At 64.2% G+C, this 18,980-nt stretch carries 21 protein-coding genes; 14 read left to right on the forward strand and 7 right to left on the reverse strand.

From position 1 onward, the window contains the following. Positions 1 to 29 precede the first annotated feature (29 nt). The 4 genes from ELX51_RS02245 to ELX51_RS02260 are packed head-to-tail and all read left to right on the forward strand — an operon-like array spanning position 30 to position 4,831. Positions 30 to 1,298 carry an AAA family ATPase gene (locus ELX51_RS02245; protein ID WP_127751981.1) on the forward strand — a complete coding sequence of 423 codons (1,269 nt, stop codon included), beginning with the start codon at positions 30 to 32 and terminating at the stop codon, positions 1,296 to 1,298. A gap of 39 nt (positions 1,299 to 1,337) precedes the next feature. Next, positions 1,338 to 2,822 (forward strand): CpaF family protein, encoded by a 1,485-nt coding sequence (locus ELX51_RS02250; RefSeq protein WP_127751982.1) that lies wholly within the window; start codon positions 1,338 to 1,340, stop codon positions 2,820 to 2,822. A gap of 2 nt (positions 2,823 to 2,824) precedes the next feature. Further along, positions 2,825 to 3,799 carry a type II secretion system F family protein gene (locus tag ELX51_RS02255; RefSeq protein ID WP_127751983.1) on the forward strand — a complete coding sequence of 325 codons (975 nt, stop codon included), beginning with the start codon at positions 2,825 to 2,827 and terminating at the stop codon, positions 3,797 to 3,799. A gap of 24 nt (positions 3,800 to 3,823) precedes the next feature. Next, positions 3,824 to 4,831: a type II secretion system F family protein gene (locus ELX51_RS02260; RefSeq protein WP_127751984.1), complete on the forward strand. Its 1,008-nt coding sequence runs from the start codon at positions 3,824 to 3,826 to the stop codon at positions 4,829 to 4,831. 97 nt (positions 4,832 to 4,928) lie between these two features. On the opposite strand, the gene ELX51_RS02265 is transcribed toward ELX51_RS02260, so the two are convergent. Next, positions 4,929 to 5,687: a tetratricopeptide repeat protein gene (locus ELX51_RS02265; RefSeq protein ID WP_127751985.1), complete on the reverse strand. Its 759-nt coding sequence runs from the start codon at positions 5,685 to 5,687 to the stop codon at positions 4,929 to 4,931. 134 nt (positions 5,688 to 5,821) lie between these two features. On the opposite strand from ELX51_RS02265, the gene ELX51_RS02270 reads away from it, so the two are divergent. Further along, positions 5,822 to 7,180, forward strand: a complete 1,359-nt coding sequence (locus ELX51_RS02270; RefSeq protein WP_127751986.1) for a leucyl aminopeptidase family protein — start codon at positions 5,822 to 5,824, stop codon at positions 7,178 to 7,180. Between the two features lie 150 nt (positions 7,181 to 7,330). Here the strand turns inward: ELX51_RS02270 and ELX51_RS02275 are convergent, their stop codons facing one another. Continuing rightward, complete coding sequence (locus tag ELX51_RS02275; protein WP_127751987.1) at positions 7,331 to 8,269, reverse strand: glyoxylate/hydroxypyruvate reductase A; 939 nt, start codon at positions 8,267 to 8,269, stop codon at positions 7,331 to 7,333. A gap of 69 nt (positions 8,270 to 8,338) precedes the next feature. Further along, positions 8,339 to 9,211: a cytochrome c family protein gene (locus ELX51_RS02280; protein WP_127751988.1), complete on the reverse strand. Its 873-nt coding sequence runs from the start codon at positions 9,209 to 9,211 to the stop codon at positions 8,339 to 8,341. A gap of 256 nt (positions 9,212 to 9,467) precedes the next feature. Here ELX51_RS02280 and ELX51_RS02285 point away from each other — a divergent pair, with 256 nt between their 5' ends. The 5 genes from ELX51_RS02285 (at position 9,468) to ELX51_RS02305 (ending at position 13,553) form a co-directional block, all read left to right on the forward strand. Next, entirely contained in the window at positions 9,468 to 10,304 is an 837-nt protein-coding gene (locus tag ELX51_RS02285) for a prephenate dehydratase (protein WP_127751989.1), read from the forward strand. Positions 10,305 to 10,352: 48 nt separating this feature from the next. After that, positions 10,353 to 11,195, forward strand: coding sequence for a 2,3,4,5-tetrahydropyridine-2,6-dicarboxylate N-succinyltransferase (gene dapD / locus ELX51_RS02290; RefSeq protein WP_127751990.1), 843 nt, complete (start codon positions 10,353 to 10,355; stop codon positions 11,193 to 11,195). 83 nt (positions 11,196 to 11,278) lie between these two features. Continuing rightward, positions 11,279 to 12,430: a succinyl-diaminopimelate desuccinylase gene (dapE, locus tag ELX51_RS02295; protein ID WP_127751991.1), complete on the forward strand. Its 1,152-nt coding sequence runs from the start codon at positions 11,279 to 11,281 to the stop codon at positions 12,428 to 12,430. Continuing rightward, entirely contained in the window at positions 12,427 to 12,969 is a 543-nt protein-coding gene (locus tag ELX51_RS02300; RefSeq protein WP_127751992.1) for a hypothetical protein, read from the forward strand. The genes dapE and ELX51_RS02300 overlap by 4 nt, the downstream gene beginning before the upstream one ends. Before the next feature lie 14 nt (positions 12,970 to 12,983). Continuing rightward, positions 12,984 to 13,553 carry a hypothetical protein gene (locus ELX51_RS02305; RefSeq protein ID WP_127751993.1) on the forward strand — a complete coding sequence of 190 codons (570 nt, stop codon included), beginning with the start codon at positions 12,984 to 12,986 and terminating at the stop codon, positions 13,551 to 13,553. Here ELX51_RS02305 and truA read toward each other — a convergent pair. The 3 genes from truA to def all read right to left on the reverse strand — a co-directional run bounded on the left by truA (position 13,550) and on the right by def (position 15,999). Next, positions 13,550 to 14,287 carry a tRNA pseudouridine(38-40) synthase TruA gene (truA, locus tag ELX51_RS02310; protein ID WP_127751994.1) on the reverse strand — a complete coding sequence of 246 codons (738 nt, stop codon included), beginning with the start codon at positions 14,285 to 14,287 and terminating at the stop codon, positions 13,550 to 13,552. The genes ELX51_RS02305 and truA overlap by 4 nt on opposite strands. Before the next feature lie 146 nt (positions 14,288 to 14,433). After that, positions 14,434 to 15,360: a methionyl-tRNA formyltransferase gene (gene fmt / locus ELX51_RS02315; RefSeq protein WP_206524686.1), complete on the reverse strand. Its 927-nt coding sequence runs from the start codon at positions 15,358 to 15,360 to the stop codon at positions 14,434 to 14,436. Between the two features lie 123 nt (positions 15,361 to 15,483). Further along, on the reverse strand, positions 15,484 to 15,999 hold the full coding sequence (gene def / locus ELX51_RS02320; RefSeq protein WP_127751996.1) for a peptide deformylase: 516 nt from the start codon (positions 15,997 to 15,999) through the stop codon (positions 15,484 to 15,486). 119 nt (positions 16,000 to 16,118) lie between these two features. On the opposite strand from def, the gene ELX51_RS02325 reads away from it, so the two are divergent. Genes ELX51_RS02325 through ELX51_RS02335 form a run of 3 tightly spaced genes read left to right on the forward strand, consistent with a single transcriptional unit; the run spans position 16,119 to position 17,384 of the window. After that, a complete protein-coding gene (locus tag ELX51_RS02325; protein ID WP_127751997.1) occupies positions 16,119 to 16,505 on the forward strand; it encodes a GFA family protein in 387 nt (128 codons plus the stop codon). Between the two features lie 49 nt (positions 16,506 to 16,554). Then, positions 16,555 to 16,917 (forward strand): metalloregulator ArsR/SmtB family transcription factor, encoded by a 363-nt coding sequence (locus tag ELX51_RS02330; protein ID WP_248305224.1) that lies wholly within the window; start codon positions 16,555 to 16,557, stop codon positions 16,915 to 16,917. After that, the gene (locus ELX51_RS02335; RefSeq protein ID WP_127751998.1) at positions 16,914 to 17,384 is read left to right on the forward strand and encodes an SRPBCC family protein; all 471 of its coding nucleotides are present in this window, start codon (positions 16,914 to 16,916) and stop codon (positions 17,382 to 17,384) included. Before ELX51_RS02330 ends, ELX51_RS02335 begins: the two co-directional genes overlap by 4 nt. A gap of 32 nt (positions 17,385 to 17,416) precedes the next feature. Here the strand turns inward: ELX51_RS02335 and ELX51_RS02340 are convergent, their stop codons facing one another. After that, positions 17,417 to 17,656, reverse strand: a complete 240-nt coding sequence (locus ELX51_RS02340) for a hypothetical protein (RefSeq protein ID WP_127751999.1) — start codon at positions 17,654 to 17,656, stop codon at positions 17,417 to 17,419. Between the two features lie 171 nt (positions 17,657 to 17,827). Here ELX51_RS02340 and rmuC point away from each other — a divergent pair, with 171 nt between their 5' ends. Beyond that, positions 17,828 to 18,973, forward strand: a complete 1,146-nt coding sequence (gene rmuC, locus ELX51_RS02345; RefSeq protein WP_127752000.1) for a DNA recombination protein RmuC — start codon at positions 17,828 to 17,830, stop codon at positions 18,971 to 18,973. Positions 18,974 to 18,980: the final 7 nt, after the last annotated feature.

Consider the following 18,980-nt stretch of genomic DNA (forward strand, 5'->3'; position numbering starts at 1 on the left):
GGCAGCAGGCGCCAAAGGAGAATAGTGTTATGAGTTTTCTGACCCCCGAGCCCCGCAAGATCGAAGAAGGTGCGGCCGAGATCGCCTCGGGCGCTCGCCTCATTCCGCGCATCACCATCCAGGCCTTTTGCGAAAACAGCCAGACCGCCCAGCTGGTGGAAAGCGCCATCCACGACCGGCGCATGTCTAAGGTGGCCCTCACCACTCACAATGGTGGGCTCGATGGGGCAGTGGAAACCTATAAATCCAACCCTACGCCCAATCTGGTCATCATCGAAACCACCCTCCAGCCCGCCGAGATTTCGCGCGAACTGGAGCGTCTGGCCGAAGTATGCGATGCCTCCACCCGGCTAGTCGTTCTGGGCCATGTCAATGACGTGATGCTTTATCGCGAGCTGATCCGCTCCGGCGTATCGGAATATATCGTCCTGCCCGCCACCTCCCAGACCATTGTCGGCGCCATCACCGAACTCTTTGCCTCCGATGGCGCCGCCCCGATCGGGCGCACTGTGGGCTTTGTGTCGGCCAAGGGTGGCGCCGGCGGCTCTACCATCGCCCATAACGTCGCATGGATGGTGTCCCAGACGCTGCGCCAAGATTCCTTGATCGTTGACATGGACCTGGCCTTTGGCACGGCCGGGCTCAACTTCAACCAGGATCCGCCCCATGGGCTCGCCGATGCGCTGCTGGCCAACCAGAAGGTCGACCAGACCATGCTGGATCGCCTGATGAGCAAGGCGGCCAACCACATCAACCTGCTGACCGCGCCGGTCACCCTCGACCAGACCTATGATTTCGAGGAACGCGAGTTCGAAGGCATCATCGAGATGTGCCAGGCGTCCATGCCGGTGGTGGTGCTCGATATTCCCCATAGCTGGAGCGCCTGGGTGCGCCACACCCTCGCAACCATCGACGAGGTGGTGATCGTCGCCGAGCCCGATCTTGCCAATCTGCGCAACGCTAAAAACCTGTCCGACACCATCAAGGCGCTGCGCCCCACCGAAAGTGCCCCGAGCCTTGTGCTTAACAAGGTCGGCCTGCCGCGCCGGCCCGAGATCAGCGCCAGTGAATTTGCCAATTCCATCGAATGCCAGCTACTGGGCCAAGTGCCGTTTGATGCGGCTCTCTTCGGCACGGCCGCCAATAATGGGCAGATGATCGCCGAGGTCTCGGCCAACAACAAGATCAACGAAGTGTTCCGCGCCGTCGGCCTGCACGTCACTGGCCGGCAGGCACCGGGCGGGGCGGGCAAGTCCTCCGGCCTCAAAATGCCTTCATTCCTGAAAAAGCGAGCCTGAGGCGCTTTGGCAAGCGCTGGCTAGAACGGTACAACGAGCATGTTTGGTAAGCGTACATCCTTTGGCGGCAATACTCCCGGCGTCAATGTAGCCCCGCCGGCGCGGCCGCCCGAGCGTGCGCCCGTCCGTGCCGATCCGGTGCGCCGGGCCAGCGACGAGGCTGCCGCAATGCGCCTGCGCGGTGAGGAGGTGGTTGATGTGCGCACCCCGGTCGATGCGCAGCGCGACAAGGAATATTTCGCCACCAAGTCGGCCATCTTCAACGCCCTGATCGATTCCATCGACCTGTCGCAGCTGGCCACCATGGACCAGGACGCGGCGCGAGAGGAAATTCGCGACATCGTCGCCGAGATCATCGCGCTCAAATCCATCATCATGTCGATCTCCGAGCAGGAAGACCTGCTCGAGGATATCTGCAACGACGTGTTGGGCTATGGCCCGCTCGAGCCCTTGCTGGCGCGCGACGACATCGCCGACATCATGGTGAACGGCTCCCAGAAATGCTATATCGAAGTGGGCGGCCGGGTGCGGCTCACCAATGTGCGCTTTCGCGACGACGCCCATCTGATGAATGTGTGCCAGCGCATCGTGAGCCAGGTCGGCCGGCGCGTTGATGAAAGCTCCCCCATCTGCGACGCCCGCTTGCCCGATGGCTCGCGCGTCAACGTCATTGCGCCCCCGCTCGCCATCGACGGGGCTGCGCTCACCATCCGTAAGTTCAAAAAGGACAAGCTGACCCTTCAGCAGCTGGTCAAATATGGCTCGATCTCACCCGAAGGCGCCGAAGTGCTGCGCATCCTGGGCCGCGTGCGCGCCAATGTGCTGATCTCGGGCGGTACCGGCTCGGGCAAGACCACTCTCCTCAATTGCCTCACCGCCTTCATCGAAAAGGACGAGCGGGTCATCACCTGCGAGGACTCCGCCGAACTGCAGCTGCAGCAGCCCCATGTGGTGCGCCTTGAAACCCGCCCGCCCAATCTGGAGGGGGAAGGGGAGATCACCATGCGCGATCTCATCAAGAACTGCCTGCGTATGCGCCCCGAACGCATCATCGTGGGCGAAGTGCGTGGCCCCGAAAGCTTCGACCTGCTCCAGGCCATGAACACCGGCCATGACGGCTCCATGGGCACGCTGCACGCCAACAGCCCTCGGGAAGCGCTGTCGCGTCTTGAATCCATGATCACCATGGGCGGCTATTCGCTGCCCAGCCGCACCATCCGCGAAATGATCGTGTCGTCCATCGACGTGGTCGTGCAGGCCGCGCGCCTGCGCGATGGTTCGCGCCGCATCACCCATATTTCCGAAGTGCTGGGGATGGAAGGCGATGTGATCGTGACCCAGGACATCTTCCTTTACGACATCATGGGCGAAGACCAGAACGGCATGCTGCTGGGGCGCCATCGCTCCACCGGCATCACCAAGCCCCAGTTCAGCGAGCGCGCCCGCTATTTCAACGAAGAAGCCAATCTGATCGAGGCGCTGGAAAACGCCAATGTCGAGCAGAACGAGCTGTTGGGGGCATAGCCGTGAACGCGCTCCTGCTTGCTCTTCTGGCTATGGTCGCGGTCGGCGCCGCCGGCTTTGCCTTGGTGCCTTCGGCCCTCGGCAGCAGCCGCAGGGCCGCCAAGCGCCGCGCCGCATTCAAGGTCGACCGGGGTACGCGCCTTGCGACCGACAGCGCCCGCGTGCGGGACCAGCGCCGCAAAAGCGTGCAGGACGCGCTCAAGAGCCAGACCGATGCCCTCAACGCCAAAAAGCGCGTGCACCTGCCGCAGCTGCTGTTCCAGGCCGGGATGACCATCAAGCCAGCGACCTTTATCCGCAACAGCATCATCGCCGGCGTGATCATCTTCCTGCTGCTGGTTCTGGTGCAGGTGCCGTTTTATTTCGCCGCGATCTTTGCCGTGGCGGGCGCTTATCTGGGCCCGCGCATGTATGTCAGCCGCAAGCGGCGCAAATACCAGGACAAGTTCCTCGACGAACTGCCCAACGCGGTGGAAGCCATTGTGCGTGGCGTCAAAACCGGCCTGCCGCTCAACGATTCCATCCGCGTCGTCGCCAAGGACGCCAAGGAGCCGGTGAAGTCCGAATTCCAGCGCGTGCTCGACCAGCAAAGCTTTGGCATGTCGATGACCGATGCGGTGCAGGTGCTGCTCGAGCGCGTACCCCTGGCCGAGGTCAACTTCTTTGTGGTGGTGATCAGCGTCCAGCAACAGGCGGGCGGCAATCTGAGCGAAGCGCTGGGGAACCTCGCCCGCGTTTTGCGCAACCGCAAGAAGATGAAGCAAAAGGTCAAGGCGATGTCGTCCGAAGCCAAGGCTTCGGCGGGGATCATCGGCTCGCTCCCCTTCGTCGTGGCCACGCTGGTCAGCGTCGTGTCGCCCGCTTATCTGGCGCCGCTTTTCACCACGCCGCTCGGCAATATGTGGCTGGGCGTCGCCTTTGTGATGCTCTCATTCGGCGTCTTCGTGATGAACCGGATGATCCAGTTCGATTTCTAAACTCCTGGGCAAGGACGTGCTGTTGTGAACATTGTCGAGCTTTTGACCCAGCGCGAATTCCTGATTGCCGTGCTGGCCGCGGTTTCCGCGGCTGCCGTGGTGTTCACCTTTGGCTCGAGCCTGATCGTCAAGACGGAGATGAAGACCCGCATCAAGCGCGTGGCGCTGGAACGCGACAAGATGCGCGCCGAGGAGATGGCGCGGCTGCGCGGCAGCGCGCTGGGAAGCGATGGCCGCTCCTCCATTCGCCGCAATGCCGAAACCAAAACCTATATGAAAAAGGTGGTGGAGCGGTTCGACCTCAAAAAAGCGTTCCAGGACGATGCCACCGTCGACAAGCTCGCCATGGGCGGTTATCGCGGGCAGGGGCACCTGACCACCCATTTGTTCATGCGCTTTGCCACGCCGATCGGCATTTTCGTGCTGGTGGGTTTTTACTTCTTTGTCATGGCCCCCTCGCCCGAACGGCCGGTTTATCTCAGCCTGCTTTACAGCATCGGCGCGGGGCTGGCGGGCTCCTACCTGCCCAAGCTGCTGCTGCAGAACGCCATCTCCAAGCGCCAGGCCTCCATCCGCAAGGCCTGGCCCGATTGCCTCGATCTGCTGCTGCTGTGCGTGGAAGCGGGCATGTCGATGGAACATGCCTTCAAGCGCGTGGCCAAGGAAATCGGCCAGCAAAGCGTCGAGCTTGCTGAAGAGCTGACCCTCACCACCGCTGAATTGTCGTTTCTCGAAGATCGCGGCCGCGCCTATGAAAATCTGGGGCGCCGCACCGGGCTCGACAATGTGCGTTCGGTGATGACCGCGCTGATCCAGGCTGATCGCTACGGCACCTCGGTGGGCCAGGCCCTGCGCGTCATGGCCGAGGAAGGCCGCGAATCGCGCATGTCGGAAGCCGAGAAAAAGGCGGCATCGCTGCCCCCCAAGCTCACCGTGCCGCTGATCCTGTTTTTCCTGCCCGTGCTGTTCGTCGTCATCCTGGCCCCTGCCATGATCAAGGTCTTTGCCACCCCAATGAATACGGGGATGTAAGCGCAAGCACAGTTTGTCGCCCCAGCGCGAGCGCAGCCCGTCGCTCCCGCTCAATCGCAGCTTGTAGCGCCCCGCGAGCGCCAGCCGGGCTCAAGCCTCAGCCCTGATCGACCTGTTCCCAGCGGTTCTGCTGGGTCAGCAGCGAGCGCACATAGGTCATGTTGCTTTCCACCTGCTCGGGCGGCAATTCGGCGGCATAAAGCGCACGCGCTTCGTCGAACCGGCCCTGCAGGCCCACAACCAGCGCCAGGTTCTGCCGCACGCGGGTATTGGCACCGCGCATGGTTACGGCGCGGCGCAGGTGCTGCTCGGCCCGGGGCAGTTCATTGGTCATGGCATAGGACAGGCCCAGATTGGCCTCGATCGGGGCTTCCCCGGGGGCCAGGGCCAGGGCTTGCGTATAAAGCCGGCGCGCCTCCTCATTGCGTCCCAGCTGGTCCAGCGTTGCGCCCTTGACCAGTAGTGCATTCCAGTCCGGCGCATCCGGGCGGATGGCCTTGTCGATCACTGCCAGCGACTGGGTAAAGCGCCCATCGGCCGTCAGCGCCTTGGCATAGGCGATGGTGATTTCGGTATCGGTGGGGTGATGCGTCATCCCCGCTTCCAGCACGGCCACGGCCTGCCCGCTTTGGCCCGCATCGCGCAGCGCGGCGGCATATTGGATGATGAGGTTCTTGTCCTTGGGCTGGCGCTTGTAGCGCTCGGTCAGTTCGCCCAGGCCCTGCTGACTCTGCACTGCGGGCGTTTCCACTCCCGTCAGCGATCGGTTCGACGCACAACCGGCCAGCAGCAGTGTCGTCATCCCCGCCAACACGGCACAGCGCAGCAATGGGGGTAGGCAGGGCAGGGCAAGCACGGCAAACACCTCGAACCAGGAAAGCCTTCGCTTTAGTAGAACATTAACCCTAACGCGCCGTTAAGTCGGGCTTTGGCGATTGCCGGTGGACCGCGACGCGCGCTAAGAAAGTGCACGATCTCAGGGACCAAGCCATGACCACGACCCAGCCCATTGCCATCATCTGCCTTGCACCCGGCGGGCTCGATGGGGCCGGCCTCGACCCCACCATGCTGGCCTGGGCGCAGGCCAATGCGTTTGATGGCGAGCGCGGCCGCTTGCTGCCGGTCCCAGGCGAAAACGGGGCGCTTGGCGCTTATCTGTTCGGGCTTGGCGAGGCGGGCGATCGTTCCCCCATGGTGCTGGGCCTGGCGGGCGCCAAGCTTGCGCCCGGCGATTACCGCCTGGCCGGAGCCTTCGGCGATCCGACGCTCGCGGCAGTGGCATTCCGCCTCGGCGCCTATCGCTTCACCCGCTATAAAAAAGGCAAGCCCGCCCCGCAGCTGGCGCTGCCCGAAGGCGCCGATCCCGCCGAAGTCGAGCGCCTCGTGGAAGCGGCGACCCTGGCACGCGACTGGATCAACACCCCGGCCAATGATTTTGGCCCCGAAGAATTCGAGCGTCAGATCCGCGCCTTTGCCCAAGAGCGGGGCATGAGTGTTGCCGCCACCGTCGGCGAGGATCTGCTCGCCGCCGGCTTTCCCCTGATCCATGCCGTGGGGCGCGCCGGGCACCAGCCGCCGCGGCTGCTCGACCTTTCCTGGGGCAATCCCAGCCATCCCAAGGTGACGCTGGTGGGCAAAGGCGTGACCTTTGATACCGGCGGGCTCGACATCAAGAACGCGGCGGGCATGCTGTTGATGAAAAAGGACATGGGCGGCGCCGCCAATATTTTGGGCCTCGCCCATGCCATCGTGTCGGCCAAGCTCGGCCTGCGCCTGCGCGTCCTCATCCCCATTGTGGAAAACGCCATCGCCAGCGCCGCCTTCCGGCCGGGCGACGTGCTCCCATCGCGCAAGGGCCTGACGGTCGAGATCGGCAACACCGATGCCGAGGGCCGGCTGATCCTGGCCGATGCGCTGGCGCTGGCCGATGAGGAGAGCCCCGAACTGCTGCTCGACATGGCAACGCTCACTGGTGCTGCCCGCGTTGCGCTCGGCCCGGAACTGCCCGCGCTGTTTTCCACCGATGATGCGCTGGCGCGCGAGCTTATGACCGCCGGCCTCGCCCTGGACGATCCGCTCTGGCAAATGCCGCTGTGGTCGCCCTACGATGCCATGATGAACAGCAAGATCGCCGATGTGAACAATGCCGGGCAAGGGGGCTTTGCCGGCTCCATCACCGCCGCCTTGTTCATGCGCCGCTTTGTCGCCAATGCCCGCGCCTGGGTGCATCTCGACATTATGGCCTGGGCCCCCGAAGCGCGCGCCGGCCGCCCCTTCGGCGCCACCGACCACGGCATCCGCGCGGTCTACGGTGTGCTCAAGGCGCGGTACCCCCGCGCAGCCTCGTAGAGGCTGTCGCGCCCGCGCAGTCCGCCGCAACCCGCAGGGTTGTCGGCCCGCCGCAACCCGCAAGCTAATCGCCCCAGCGCAACCCGCAGGGTTGTCGCGTTCAGCCCCGCGCAGCCTCGTAGAGGCTGTCGCGTCCCGCTAAGCCCGCTCCTAATACCCTCGCCCGCGATCCACCACATTGCGCAGCGGCTTGCCCGCCTCGTGATCGGCAATCACCTGCGAAAAATAGGTAGCGCCGGTTTGCGGGTTGGAAATTGCCGCAATATGGGGCGTGAGGTAGCAGTTGGCTGTGTCCCAGAGTGGACTATCGGCGGGCAGTGGCTCGGTTTCGAACACATCCAGGCTCGCGGCCCCCAGCGTACCGTCGCCTAGCGCCGTGACGATGTCGGCCTCGCGCTGGTGCCCGCCTCGCGCTGCATTGACAATCGCCGGCCCACCATCGAGCTTGCCGCGCCGCAGCTTGCGGAAGGTTTCCATATTGAGGATGCCCGCGGTTTCAGGCGTCAGCGGCAACAGGTTCACCAGGATATCGGTGCCGGCAAGAAAATCGTCGAACTGCTCGGCGCCCACGAATGCCTCAACCCCGTCCACCGCTTTGGGCGTGCGGCTCCAGGCGCGCACCGCAAAGCCCAGCGGCACCAGGCGCCGCGCCGCGTCCTGCCCAAGCACGCCCAGCCCCATGATACCGACGCAGGTCTCGCTGGCGGCGGGCGGGTAAAGCTGGCTCCAGCGCCGCGCCTTCTGGTCGGCCTGGAAGCGGCTATGGAGCCGGTGATGCATGGTCACCTGCGCCACCACATAATCGGTCATGCGCTGCGTCAAATCCTCGTCCACGAACCGGATCAATGGCACATCGGGCAGGCCGGGATGCTTGAGCAGCGCATCAACGCCCGCCCCGATGGAAAGCACCAGTTCCAAATTGTCGAGCCCCTCGAACGCATCGGGCTTGGGCTTCCACACCAGCAGGTAGCGTATGGCGGCCGGATCGAACCGGTCGCCGCGCCGCACCACCGGGTAATCGCCCAGCGCTGCCCGCAGGCGCTCGGCCCAGCCGGCCTCGTCCAGATCGGAAAGGTGCAGCAGCAGCATGAGAAGGTCCTGGGTTTAGACAAAAAGAAAGCCGCGCTTGGGGCGCGGCTTGATGAAGGCTTGAACCGCTTACTGTGCGGCTGGGGGCGTGCCCGGATCGTTCGGCAGCGCCGGCGAAGGGGCCTGGGTCGGCGCCATCGGATTGGCCGGCGCCTGGTTGGTTGCGGGGGTGCCGCTGCCCGTCGGGGTGCCCACCACCGGTGATTCGGTCATGGTTTCCTCGGGTGTTTCCACCGCCGCATCGGGCGCCACTGGCACGGTGATGTTTTCGGGCGCGGTGCTGGCCGGATTGCTGGGCGCAACCGGATCTGCCGGCGCAACATCGGCTTCTTCGCCGGCCGGCTCTTCAGCCTGGGGCTCGGCGCCTGCCTCGGTTTCGGTCGCGGGCACATCCGCTGCCGGGAACGGCACCGGATCGGGCGACAGGGTCTGCAGGTAAGCCAGGATATCGGCACGCTCTTCGGGGCTGCGCACGCCGGCAAACGCCATCTTGGTGCCCGGCGCATAATCGCGCGGGCTGGTCAGGAAGGCGTCGAGATTCTCGTAGCTCCACACATCGCCCGCGGCGTTGTGGGCGATCAGGGCGTCGGAATAAGCAAAGTCTTCCACCGCGCCTTCGGGGCGGCCGACAACGCCATAAAGATGGGGACCCTGCTTGTTGCCCTCGCCCTCGCCGAAATTGTGGCAGGACTGGCACTTGCGGACGGCCGTTGCGCCACGCGCGGGATCGGCGCTCGCCAGCAGCACGCCCAGGGGCGCTGCGGCTTCCGCCGGCCCTGCATCGGCCACCAGTTCGGTCGCTTCGGGTTCGGGAAGCGCATAGCCGGGGCCACGCCCTTCAATGGGGTGGTAGATGGCTTCAGCCACAAAGCTGGCACCCATGACAAACACCAGGGTGCCGAGTACGGCGCCCATGATCTTGTTAATCTCAAACGAATCCATGTGAAACTCTCTACCAGTCCATCCCCGAACGAACGATAGTCCAAGCGGGTTCAACTTGCGACTGCCTAAAGAAGCTGCCCTCAACCACCCGGTTCGCCGCGCGCGGAAGATAGTCGCAAAGCCCATCAAGGCGCAACTGCCCAATCCGGTGGTGCGACATTTCCCCCGTCCGGGCTCACTGCCGGGGCCCTGGCCGAATTGACACCCGCCGGGCTCGGGTTCAAAAGCTGCACCCACAGCCGAGCGGAGTGTATCGATGAGCAGGAAGATTGCGTTTCAGGGCGAAAATGGCGCCTTCAGCCATGCGGCGGCACGCAATGTGTTTCCTCTCGACGAAGTCATGGGTTGCGTGACCTTCGAGGAAACCCTGGCCGCGGTGCAAAGCGGGCGCGCCGATTTCGCCGTCGTGCCGGTGGAAAACTCACTTTATGGCCGCATCACCGACATCCACCACCTGCTGCCCCAGAGCGGGCTCTTCATCATCGGGGAAACCTATCTCCGGGTGGAAATGAACCTGCTGGGCCTTCCCGGCACGCAGCTGTCCGATATTCGCGCCGTCCAGTCCCTGTCGGTGGCGCTTGGACAGTGCCGCAAATTCATCGCCGACAACGGCTTTCGCACCATCAATGCGGTCGACACCGCGGGCTCGGCCCGCGAAGTGGCGCAAAAAGGCGACCCGACGCTGGCGGCGATCGCATCGCGTTTTGCCGGCGAAATCTATGGCCTCGACGTTTTGGCCTCCAATATCGAGGACGCCGACCACAACACGACGCGTTTCCTGGTGCTGTCGCGTGAGGAACGCCGCGCCGCTCCGGGCAACACCAAGACCACTTTCGTGTTCCGCGTGCGCAACGTCCCCGCCGCGCTTTACAAGGCGCTTGGCGGCTTTGCCACCAATGGCGTCAACATGACCAAGCTCGAAAGCTACATGGTCGGCGGCGCCTTCACCGCCACCCAGTTCTATGCCGATATCGAGGGCCATCCCAGCGATCGGTCGGTGCAACTGGCCTTTGAGGAGCTCGGCTTTTTCACCGACCAGTTCCGCATTCTGGGCGTTTATCCCGCCAGCGACCATGAGAGCGCCCCGGCCTGAGGGCTCTGCCTTTCCCTTCACACCCCTTATCTTTCGAGAGTTCCCCCCATGTCCCATGCCGATCTTGCCCGCATCATCGACACCGCCTTTGACAACCGCGCCGAGATCAATCCCGACACCACGGGCGAAGTGCGTGAGGCCGTCGAAACGGCGTTGAACCTGCTCGATAGCGGCCAGGCCCGCGTTGCCGAAAAGGTGGATGGTGAGTGGCAGGTCAATCAGTGGCTCAAGCGCGCCGTGCTCCTGTCCTTCCGTCTCAACGACAACAAGGCCATGACCGGTGGCGCTGAAGGCTCGACCTGGTGGGATAAGGTGCCGACCAAGTTCGAAGGCTGGGGCGACAATCAGTGGCGCGATGCCGGCTTCCGCGCCGTGCCCGGCGCCATTGCCCGCAAGTCGGCCTATATCGCCAAGAACGTCATCCTGATGCCCAGCTTCGTCAATCTGGGCGCCTATGTCGATGAAGGCACCATGGTCGACACCTGGGTCACGGTCGGCTCCTGCGCGCAGATCGGTAAGAACGTCCACCTCTCCGGCGGCGTTGGTATCGGCGGCGTGCTCGAGCCCCTGCAGGCGGCTCCCACCATCATCGAGGACAATTGCTTTATCGGCGCCCGTTCGGAAATCGTCGAAGGCGTTGTCGTGGGCGAAGGCTCGGTGATCTCCATGGGCGTCTTTATCGGCGCCTCCACCAAGATCGTCGATCGCGCCACCGGCGAAATCCATATCGGCAAGGTGCCGCCCTATTCGGTGGTGGTGTCCGGCTCGCTCCCCGGCAAGCCGCTGCCCAATGGCCAGCCCAGCCCCAACCTTTACTGTGCCGTGATCGTCAAGACCGTAGACGCCCAAACCCGCTCCAAGACCGGCATCAACGAACTCCTCCGCGATTAAAACGCCAGCGCAGGCTCCTCCTTACCCTCCCCTCGATGGGGAGGCAGGGTGGGGTGGGGCCACGCTCTCGGAACCATCCCGATATGACCGACCCCGTTGACCTCCTCACCCGCCTGATCGCCTGCCCCTCGGTGACCCCCCAAGAGGCCGGCGCGCTCGACCTGCTCGAAACCGAACTGCAAAAGCTCGGCTTCGCAATCCACCGCCTCCGCTTTGAGGGCGACGGCTCCTACCCGGTGGACAATCTCTTCGCGATCCGGGGGCAGGGCGGTCGGCGGCTCCTGTTCGCCGGCCACACCGATGTGGTGCCCCCTGGCGATCCAGCCCTCTGGACCAGTGACCCCTTCACCGCCCGCCCCAGCGAGGGCAAGCTTTATGGCCGTGGCGCCGCCGACATGAAGTCGGGCATTGCAGCCTTTGTCGCCGCTGCCGCCGCCATTCCCGCTGACGCCGGCACGATCATGCTCGCCATCACCAATGACGAGGAAGCCGACGCGGTCAACGGCACCGGCAAGCTCATGGCCTGGGCCAATGAACAGGGTCACCGTTTCGACTTCGCCCTGGTGGGCGAGCCGAGTTCCGCCGCTACCCTGGGTGACAGCATCAAGATCGGCCGGCGCGGCTCGTTCTCGGGCGTCGTCACCGTCGAGGGCACCCAGGGCCATGTCGCTTATCCGGAAAAGGCCAACAACCCGCTCCCCGTACTGTCCCGCATTGCTCTCGCCCTAAGCGAAACGCGTCTCGACACCCCGACCGAGCATTTCCCCGCCAGCAATCTCGAGCTCACCTCGATCGATGTGGGCAATCCCACTGCCAATCTGATCCCCGCCGCCGGGACGCTGCGCTTCAATATCCGCTTCAACGATGGCTGGACCCCCGACACCCTGGCACAATGGGTGCGCGAGCGCATCGCCGAGGTGGATCCCTCCGGCACCACCGTGCGCTTCGAGGTCACCGGCCGCCCCTCGCTGTCCTTCCTGTCCCCCCTCGGCGAGCATGTTGCATTGCTGTCGGACACCATCGCGGACCGCACCGGGCAGCGCCCGCAATATTCCACCGGCGGCGGCACTTCGGACGCCCGCTTCATTGCCCCCTATGGTCCGGTGGTGGAATGTGGTCTTGTGGGCCCCAGCATGCACAAGATAGACGAGCACATCGCCATCTCCGATCTCACTGGGCTGACCGAGATCTACACGCAATTCATGCGCCGCTTTTTTGCCGGTGCGGTTGCGTGAAGCTTTGGGCGGCGCTCACCCGGGCCTGGCGCGGCTGGATGCTGCTGCTGCGCGGTGACCCCGCCTGGTCGCAGCACTTCACCCTGACCAATCCAGGCCTCGCGGCCGCGCTGTCCATCTTCCTGTTTTTCGCCTTTCTGTCCGTCGCCTTCGCCTCCATGGGCGTTGGCATGCCCAGCATGATGGGCATCGCTTCGGCGCTGGTGGTGCAGGCGCTGTCCATCCTGGCGCTGCTGCTGGCCATCCAGATCACCAAGCGCGTTCTGGCCAGCCCGGCTCCGCTGCGCACTTTGCTGGTCCCCGGCATTTATGCGCTGGTGGCCTATCTTGTTGCCGGGACGGTGGTTTCCCTCATCGGCGGCCCCGCGCTGCTGCTGGTCTGGCTCGCGCTGGGCTATTTGCTTTATCGCCTCGGGCGTGTTGCGGCCGGCTGGAGCCGAGGCGTTTCGGTCGCATTTGCAGTTTTAACGATCGCGCTGCTTGTCGGCATGCCGGTGAGCCTTTACATGCTCCTGAACCCCGCCGCGTCCCCCCTATGATTGCCGAGTAACCATTGGCCCAGCCGACCACGAGTTTTCGCGATGAACTGGCCAGTGCGGCACGCGGCTGCTTTGCGCTCCTGACCGGCAACCGGCAGGCAGCAAGCTTTTTCGATTTCAGCCAGCGCGGCCTGATCGGCTCCTTTATTGCCTTCCTCCTGGCCAACGCGATCTCGGCCTTTGTGCCGCAATTGTTCGGCCTTGGGCTTGAGCCGGGCCTGGCCACCCGTGGCCTGCTGATGAATGGCGTGTTGTTCCTGCTCCAGGCGGCTCTCGCCTATGTGGTGCTGCGCCAGCTCGGGCGCACCGATGGCTTCGTGCCCTTCCTGGTCGCCGATAACTGGACCACGTTCTTTACTGCCTTCCTGTCGCTGCTCCTGCTGCTGGTGGGCGATGGCGGCGGCATTGCCTTTTTCGGCGTGATCATCGTCGTGATCATCATCGACATCAACATTGCCCGCCTGATCGTGACGCTCTCGCCCATGCAGGTGGCGATGTTCATTGTCGCCCAGCTGGTGGGCGCCAGCATCGGGCTGCTGCTATTTTACGGCATGCTGATGCCGGCAGTGCCGCCGCCCGTCTAGTAGTCGACCCCGGTCAGATACAGCCCGGCTGACGGCGCCATCGCCCCGCATTGACGCCGGTCTCGCGCATCGAGCACCTGGCGCAAGCGTTCCGGCGCCCATTTGCCCTCACCCACGAGCTTGAGTGAGCCCACCAGCGAGCGCACCTGGTGATGCAAGAAGCTCCTCGCACTCGCCACCACGACAATATGCTCGCCCTCGCGCCGCACATCGAGCCGGTCGAGCGTGCGCAGCGGCGACTTGGCCTGGCACTCAGCCGCCCGGAACGTCGTGAAATCATGCAGGCCCAGAATGCCCTGCGCCGCTTCGTGCATCGGCTCGGCTTGGAGCGGCATGGGCAAGTGCCACACATGGTTGCGCTCGATCACCGCCGGCGCCCGTCGATTGAGGATACGGTATTCGTAATGGCGCGCGGTGGCGGAAAACCGCGCTTCAAAGCTCTCGTCCACCGCTGCGGCCGATATCACCGCCACCGGATGGGGCCGCAAGTGATAATTGAGCGCCTCGCGCACCCGGAACGGGTCCCATGCGCGCGAAAGGTCAAAATGCGCCACCTGGCCCAACGCATGCACCCCCGCATCGGTGCGGCCCGCCGCTTGCGTTACGACCCGCTCGCCCGAAAACCGCTCGATCGCGTCTTCCAGCACGCCCTGCACACTCAGCCGGGTTGGCTGCACCTGCCAGCCCGAAAACGGGGTGCCGTCATATTCCAGAACGAGCTTGAACCGGGCCATGGCTCAGCACCGGCCCAAGGTCTGGCCTCCCCGCCCCCTTGAGGGGAGGGGCCGGGGGAGGGGGTCCATCAGTGACCCACAAGGCCACCCTCCACCCCGGCCCTCCCCCTCAAGGGGGAAGGGAGCACAAATCTCGAACTTCGCGATCAACTGATCTTCTCCGGCAGCGCGCCGGCACCGCGCAAAAACGTCGCGGCATCCATCGCCGTCTTGCCTTCGCGCTGCACCTGGACGAGCCGCACGGCGCCAGTCCCGGAGGCAATGGTCAGCTCCGGCAATACCGTGCCGGGCGCCCCTGATCCCTCCGCCAGCGTCGAGCGCAGCGCCTTGACGCGCACCGGCTTGCCACCGAGCTCGATCTCGAACCAGGCGCCCGGAAAGGGCGACAGCCCGCGAATATGGTTGTGCACCTCAGCCGCCGGCCGCGACCAGTCGATCCGGGTTTCGCCCTTTTCGATCTTTTTGGCATAGGTGACGCCCGCTTCGGGCTGCGGGGTGAAATCAAGGCTGCCCCGCTCGAGCGCCGCCAGCGCCCGGCCCATCAAATCGGCCCCCACCCGCATCATGGTATCGTGCAATTCGCCCGCCGTGGTGTCGGGTCCGATTGGGATCACTTCGCCCAGCGCCACCGGACCCGTGTCGAGCCCTTCTTCCATCCGCATCACCATGACGCCGGTTTGCGTATCCCCGGCCATGATCGCGCGCTGCATCGGCGCCGCGCCCCGCCAGCGCGGCAGCAAGGAGCCATGCAGGTTGAGGCACCCCAGCCGCGGCGCTTCCAGAATGGGCTTAGGCAGGATGAGCCCATAGGCCACCACCACCGCGAGATCGGCATCATGGAGCGCAAATACGCCCTGCTCGTCGGGGCCCCTGAGTGAGCGCGGCGTCAACACGGGAATGCCCATGGCTTCCGCCGCCAGATGCACCGGCGACTTGCGTTCCGCCTGCCCGCGCCCGGCGGGCTTTGGCGCACGCGCATAAACCGCCACCACCTCCTGCCCGCTCGAAACAATCTCGGACAGGGTCGGCACGGCAAATTCGGGCGTGCCCATGAAAACAACGCGCATCGGCAAACTCCTGGGCACGCCTACAGCTTCGGTAGACTTTTAGATGATCGGTCTGCTGCGCTCCTGCAGTAGACCTCATGGTGAGGTGCGCAGCGCAGCGCAGCCTCGAACCACGTGGTCGTGGCGTGGCTACCCCGCGGCGCGCTTGGCGGCCTTGTCGAACTTCTTGATCACCCGGTCGCGCTTGAGGCGGCTGAGATAGTCGATGTAAAGTACGCCATCGAGATGATCGATCTCGTGCTGGATGCAAACGGCCAGCTTGCCATCGGCATCGCGAACCACTTCATTGCCATCCAGATCGGTGTACTTCACCGTCACCGCGTCAGGCCGCTCCACTTCATAGTAGAGCTCGGGGATCGACAGGCAGCCTTCTTCGGTCACCTGGATCTGGTCGGAAACCTTGGTGATCTCGGGATTGATCATCACCAGCGGATCGGGCGTTTCGCCTTCGCCCGCCAGGTCCATGACCACGATGCGCTTCATCACCCCGATCTGGGGGGCGGCAAGACCAATGCCGGGCGCGTCATACATGGTATCCAGCATGTCCTTGGCCAGCGTCTTGATCTCCTCGTCCACCTCGGGGATGGCGTCGGCGACGGCACGCAGCCGCTGGTCGGGCAACACAAGAATGGGGCGGATAGCCATGTTAATTCGTCCAGGCAAAAAGGGAATTGTTCCCGATATGGTATTTTCGGCGCTTCCGGTCAACTGCGCTGGAACCCCGCCAAGGCCGTTCCGTTGCCGCAACAGGGAGGAATAACGCCATGCCAACAACCTATCAGGGTGGTTGCCGCTGTGGCGCGGTGCGCTACCAAGTGACGGGCGAACCGCTCAAAGTGGGCCTTTGCCATTGCACCGATTGCCGGCGCGAAACCGGCAGCACCTTTTTGTATTATGCCGACTGGCCGGTCGAGCGCTTCTCGGTCACCGGCACTTACGCCACTTTTGAGGGGCGCAGCTTTTGCCCCCAATGCGGCGCGCCGCTCTTCCACCTCGACGAAACCGGCGCTGAAATCGTGCTGGGTTCGCTCGATCAGGTCCCGGCCGCCTTCGTGCCCACCCGCGAAGGCTGGATCAAGCGCCGCGAACCCTGGCTTGCTCCCGTTTCTGGCGCCGGCCAGTTTGACCAGGACCCGCCGGACGCCGCCTGAGCGCCCCTTACCAACGCGCAGCAGGTTTAGTTTGCCAAGTGGTGAACTGATGTCTATAGTTCACCACATGGAGAACTATGACCCAGCCCTTGACGGAGCCTTTCACGCCCTTGCCGACCCGACACGGCGGGCGGTGCTCCGCCAGCTGCTGGCTGGCCCCAAGCCGGTCAAGCAACTAGCCGAGCCCTTCGCCATGGGCCTGCCCGCCTTTCTCAAGCATTTGCGGGTGCTTGAGGAGACAGGTTTGATCGCGACGGAAAAAACCGGCCGTATTCGCACCTGCCGCATCGAGCCCGAGCGGCTGCTGCAAGCCGAAAGCTGGCTGGCCGAGCAACGTGCATTCTGGAGCGCCGGGGCGGATCGGCTCGCGGCTTATGTCGAAAACCATCTGGCCGCGGAGCCAAATCCATGACTGTTTGCGACGACGAACTCACCATTACTCGCTTCATCAACGCAGCGCCCGCCAAGGTCTGGACTGCTTGGAGCCGGCCGGAGCATCTCGCGCGCTGGTGGATCCCGGCGCCCATCGAATGCGAGGTGGTCAAGCTCGATCTGCGCCCCGGCGGCGGCTTTGAAACCCGGATGCGCGAAGGGGAGGGGCCGTTCCAACCCCATGTGGAAGCCTGCTTTCTCGATGTTTTGCCCGAGCAGCGCCTGGTCTGGACCACGGCCCTGGCCGAAGGCTGGCGTCCCACCGAGCCATGGCTGGCGCTGACGGCGATCATCACCTTTACGCCCGAAGGGCCGGGCACCCGCTATTCCGCCCGTGTCCTCCACAAAAACGCCGCCGATAGCCGCAAGCACGCCGAACTGGGCTTTGATGATGGCTGGGGCACCACCATTGATCAGTTGGCCGCTTACGCCGGGGAGCTCGACTGAATTGCGCGAACTGGTCGGTAGCGCCCGCGCCGCTATTTCAGGGGCCGGATCGCAAAGCTCAGCGCCAGTTGCAGGATCGGCTCACCCTCTTCATTGCGCACCCACATGGTGATGTTCTTTTGCGGGTAGGCCCCGGGAATATGGTCCTTGGCCAGTTCCGCCAGGGCGCTTGAGGCTTCGTCGCGCGCGGCGTGGTCACTAGCCAGGTCAGAGCCGATCTCGTCCCTGAACAAGACGTCACCATCATCGGTATCAAAGAAATATCGTGGCATGGCTCTCTCCTGGCTCCACCCGCAACGCGCCGGGGGGCGGGAGTAGGCATTCCCTAAACCTGTGTTGTTGCCCCATAAAATCCGGGTCACTCCCTCCGCAACTGGTCGCCGGTTTGCGCCGCGCCGCACAAGAACATAGGAGGAACGCCCGAATCGTCCTAAACCAGCAGCATGGAAAGCCCGCTTCTTGTTTTCGGCCAATTCGCAGTCACTCCGCTCCAGGCACTCGCGGCGGGGGGCGGGCTCATCGTCCTGCTGCTGCTGGTGCTGTTGCTGGCGGCGCTGCGCACCGGCCGGGCGCGAGCGGCCGAAACCGCCGCGGTGCTGGCGCGCTCGGAAGCCATGGAGCGCCATCTCGCCGGGCTCATGCAGGTGCAGTCGGAAATGACGGGCCGCATGCAAACCATGTCCGAGATCTTTGGCTCGCGCACCTCCGATCTGGCGCGTCTGGTCAATGAACGGCTCGATTCCACCTCTCAACGCGTCGGCCAGGCCCTGCAGGAAACCCGCGCCAAGACCGATGAAGGGCTCTCCAAGCTCCATGAGCGCCTCGCGGTCATCGATCGCGCCCAATCCACCATGACCTCGCTCTCGAGCGAGATCGTGTCGCTGCAATCCATTCTGGCCAACAAGCAAACCCGCGGGGCTTTCGGGCAGGGGCGCATGGAAGCGATCATTGCCGATGGGCTGGCGCCCAACAGCTATTCCTTCCAGACTACGCTTTCCAACAACAACCGCCCCGATTGCCTCGTGCTCATGCCCAATGGCGCACCGAGCCTCGTGATCGATGCCAAGTTTCCGCTCGAAAGCTGGCAGCGCCTGGGCATGGCTGACTCACCCGAAACCTTGCGCGCCGCGCAAACCCAGTTTCGCGGCGATATCGGCGTGCATGTGAAGGCGATTGCGGAAAAATACCTGATTCCCGGGGAAACCCAGGACACCGCCTTCATGTTCGTGCCCTCCGAATCCATCTTCGCCGATATTCACGAGCATTTTCCCGATGTGGTGCAAAAGGCCGCCCGCGCCCGCGTCGTCATCGTCTCGCCCGCCCTCCTGATGCTCTCGGTGCAGGTGATCCAGGCCCTCTTGCGCGATGTGCGCATGCGCGAACAGGCCCATTTGATCCAGGGCGAGGTGCGCGAATTGCTGGCCGATCTCGGGCGTCTCGACGAGCGGGTCAATAAGCTGCAGACCCATTTCAACCAGGCCAGCCGCGACATCGGCGATATCCTCACCTCCACCGGCAAGATCAACAAGCGCGGCGAGCGCATCGACGCCATGGATTTCGAGGAACAACCCCGTCTGGCCGGCGAGTAAGCCCGTA

The organism is Devosia sp. 1566 (assembly GCF_004005995.1).
Lineage (GTDB): Bacteria > Pseudomonadota > Alphaproteobacteria > Rhizobiales > Devosiaceae > Devosia.

What these genes read in the sequence shown, in the direction of transcription:
- def (WP_127751996.1), bottom strand. Translation starts at nt 15,999, where the DNA reads ATGGCTATCCGCCCCATTCTTGTGTTGCCCGACCAGCGGCTGCGTGCC.
- ELX51_RS02245 (WP_127751981.1), top strand. Translation starts at nt 30, where the DNA reads ATGAGTTTTCTGACCCCCGAGCCCCGCAAGATCGAAGAAGGTGCGGCC.
- ELX51_RS02250 (WP_127751982.1), top strand. Translation starts at nt 1,338, where the DNA reads ATGTTTGGTAAGCGTACATCCTTTGGCGGCAATACTCCCGGCGTCAAT.
- ELX51_RS02335 (WP_127751998.1), top strand. Translation starts at nt 16,914, where the DNA reads ATGACTGTTTGCGACGACGAACTCACCATTACTCGCTTCATCAACGCA.
- ELX51_RS02330 (WP_248305224.1), top strand. Translation starts at nt 16,555, where the DNA reads ATGTCTATAGTTCACCACATGGAGAACTATGACCCAGCCCTTGACGGA.
- ELX51_RS02325 (WP_127751997.1), top strand. Translation starts at nt 16,119, where the DNA reads ATGCCAACAACCTATCAGGGTGGTTGCCGCTGTGGCGCGGTGCGCTAC.
- ELX51_RS02285 (WP_127751989.1), top strand. Translation starts at nt 9,468, where the DNA reads ATGAGCAGGAAGATTGCGTTTCAGGGCGAAAATGGCGCCTTCAGCCAT.
- dapD (WP_127751990.1), top strand. Translation starts at nt 10,353, where the DNA reads ATGTCCCATGCCGATCTTGCCCGCATCATCGACACCGCCTTTGACAAC.
- ELX51_RS02280 (WP_127751988.1), bottom strand. Translation starts at nt 9,211, where the DNA reads ATGGATTCGTTTGAGATTAACAAGATCATGGGCGCCGTACTCGGCACC.
- ELX51_RS02275 (WP_127751987.1), bottom strand. Translation starts at nt 8,269, where the DNA reads ATGCTGCTGCTGCACCTTTCCGATCTGGACGAGGCCGGCTGGGCCGAG.
- truA (WP_127751994.1), bottom strand. Translation starts at nt 14,287, where the DNA reads ATGGCCCGGTTCAAGCTCGTTCTGGAATATGACGGCACCCCGTTTTCG.
- rmuC (WP_127752000.1), top strand. Translation starts at nt 17,828, where the DNA reads ATGGAAAGCCCGCTTCTTGTTTTCGGCCAATTCGCAGTCACTCCGCTC.
- ELX51_RS02270 (WP_127751986.1), top strand. Translation starts at nt 5,822, where the DNA reads ATGACCACGACCCAGCCCATTGCCATCATCTGCCTTGCACCCGGCGGG.
- dapE (WP_127751991.1), top strand. Translation starts at nt 11,279, where the DNA reads ATGACCGACCCCGTTGACCTCCTCACCCGCCTGATCGCCTGCCCCTCG.
- ELX51_RS02340 (WP_127751999.1), bottom strand. Translation starts at nt 17,656, where the DNA reads ATGCCACGATATTTCTTTGATACCGATGATGGTGACGTCTTGTTCAGG.